The sequence below is a fragment of the Aeromonas sp. HMWF014 genome (assembly GCF_963878295.1).
Lineage (GTDB): Bacteria > Pseudomonadota > Gammaproteobacteria > Enterobacterales > Aeromonadaceae > Aeromonas > Aeromonas popoffii.
Genome location: NZ_CAWNYS010000165.1, coordinates 1 through 2,507, shown reverse-complemented (window position 1 = coordinate 2,507; position 2,507 = coordinate 1). Strand labels below are relative to the sequence as shown.

At 62.4% G+C, this 2,507-nt stretch carries 2 protein-coding genes; both read left to right on the top strand.

The window, feature by feature from the left end; genetic code table 11:
• On the top strand, positions 1-679 hold a 679-nt coding region (locus tag AAC083_RS06555), incomplete at its 5' end, for an NADH-ubiquinone oxidoreductase-F iron-sulfur binding region domain-containing protein (protein ID WP_181364588.1).
• A 133-nt stretch (positions 680-812) separates the two neighbouring features.
• A partial coding sequence (gene nuoG, locus AAC083_RS06550) for an NADH-quinone oxidoreductase subunit NuoG (protein ID WP_146181535.1) occupies positions 813-2,507 on the top strand: 1,695 nt, incomplete at its 3' end.

The following is a 2,507-nucleotide window of genomic DNA, read 5'->3' as shown; positions in this document are numbered from 1 at the left end:
GTGCAACGTACCCGCCATTATCGGCAACGGCGTGGCTTGGTATCAGGGATTAGCGCTGCCGGGCTCGGAAGATCACGGCACCAAGCTGATGGGTTTTTCCGGCAAGGTGAACAACCCCGGGCTCTGGGAGCTGCCCTTTGGCATCACGGCCCGTGAACTGTTCGAGCACTACGCCGGTGGCATGAAACCCGGCTACCGCCTCAAGGCGTGGCAACCGGGCGGAGCCGGTACCGGCTTCCTGCTGCCCGAGCACCTGGATGCCCAGATGTATGCCGGCGGCATCGGCAAGGTCGGCACCCGCATGGGCACCGGCCTCGCCATGGCGGTGGATGACAGCATCAACATGGTGGGGCTCTTGCGCAACATGGAAGAGTTCTTCGCCCGCGAATCCTGTGGCTGGTGCACCCCCTGTCGCGACGGCCTGCCCTGGAGCGTCAAGCTGCTGCGGGCGCTGGAACGGGGCCAGGGTCAACCTGGGGATCTGGCGACCCTGGAGCAACTGTGCAACTTCCTGGGGCCCGGCAAAACCTTCTGTGCCCACGCCCCCGGCGCCGTCGAGCCACTTGGCAGCGCCCTCAAGTATTTCCGCGCCGAGTTCGAGGCCGGGATCAAGGGACCGCAGGATAATCACACGCTGTTCAAAGGGATCCAGCCCAATCTGCTGGGTGAACGCTGGTAAGACGAGGATTGGCAGTCTCATGCAAAACCGGTGCAAACCAGGGTTCACAAATGTTTGATGACGCCATTGTCTGATTACGCCTGCCGGCTGATCCAATCTGTGCGTTTTATCTAATTGATGTCAGGGAAGTTGTATGGCCACCATTTTTGTAGACGGTAAAGAGTACGAGGTAGACGGGGCAGACAACCTGCTGCAAGCCTGTCTCTCCTTAGGCTTGGACGTCCCCTATTTTTGCTGGCATCCGGCGCTGGGTAGCGTCGGCGCCTGCCGCCAGTGTGCGGTCAAGCAGTATCAGAATGCCGACGACAAGCGCGGCCGCCTGGTCATGTCCTGCATGACCCCCTCTACCGATGGCACCTATATCTCCATCGAAGATGAAGAGGCGAAAGAGTTTCGCAAGTGCGTGGTGGAGTGGCAAATGACCAACCACCCCCACGACTGCCCGGTCTGTGAAGAGGGTGGTGCCTGCCACCTGCAGGACATGACGGTGATGACAGGCCACAACAGCCGTCGCTACCGCTTCACCAAGCGTACCCACCAGAATCAGGAACTGGGCCCCTTCATCAATCACGAGATGAACCGCTGCATCGCCTGTTATCGCTGTGTGCGTTATTACAAGGACTACGCTGGCGGGGAGGATCTGGGTGTCTATGGCGCCCACGACAACGTCTATTTCGGCCGGGTCGAAGATGGCACTCTGGAGAGTGAATTTTCCGGCAACCTGGTGGAGGTCTGCCCCACCGGCGTCTTCACCGACAAGACCCACTCCGAGCGTTACAACCGCAAGTGGGACATGCAGTTTGCCCCCAGCATCTGCCAGCAATGCTCGGTCGGTTGCAACATCAGCCCGGGCGAGCGCTACGGCGAGCTGCGCCGCATCGAGAACCGCTTCCACGGTGGCCTCAACCACTACTTCCTGTGCGATCGGGGCCGCTTTGGCTATGGCTACGTCAATCTGGCAGATCGCCCGCGTCAACCATTGCTGCGTGACGGCAACGACAAGCTGACCATCACGGTGGACGGCGCCCTGAACCGCGCCGCCGATGCCCTGCGCACCGCCGCCGGCGTCATCGGCATCGGCTCTCCCCGCGCATCGCTGGAGAGCAACTTCGCCCTGCGCGAACTGGTAGGTACCGACAACTTCTATTGCGGCGTCGAGCAGAGCGAATGGGAGTGCCTGCAAAAGATGCTGCACATACTGCAACACGGCGGTATTCGTACCCCGAGCCTGCGGGACATGGAAGAGGCCGACGCCATTCTGCTGCTGGGTGAAGATGTCACCATGAGCGCCGCCCGCATCGCCCTGGCCCTGCGCCAATCGGTCAAGGGCAAGGCGCGCGACATCGCCCGCAAGATGAAGGTGGACGTGTGGCAGGTCGCCGCGGTGCAGACCCTGGGCCAGAATGCGCGCTACCCGCTGCTCATCACTAGCCTGGACAGCACCCGCCTCGATGACGTGGCGGCAGAAAAACTGCACGCCCCCCACGCGGATCAAGCCCGCCTCGGCTTTGCCATCACCCATCTGCTCGACAGCTCGGCGCCGGCCCTGTCCGACCTCGGCCAAGAGCAGCAGGCGCAAGCCGCGCGCTGGGCCGACCTGCTGGGCAATGCCAAAAAACCGCTCATCATCGCAGGTTCGGGGGCTCGCACCCCGGCACTGATCGACGCCGCCAGCAACATAGCCCGCGCCCTCAAGGGCCGTGGTCAGGACGTCAGCCTGGCACTGGTGGCGCAAGAGGCCAACAGTCTGGGGCTGGCCATGCTGGATGCAGGCACGTCGTCAGGCAAATCACTGGAAGCGGCCCTTGAGCGCATCGAAGCCCAGGAT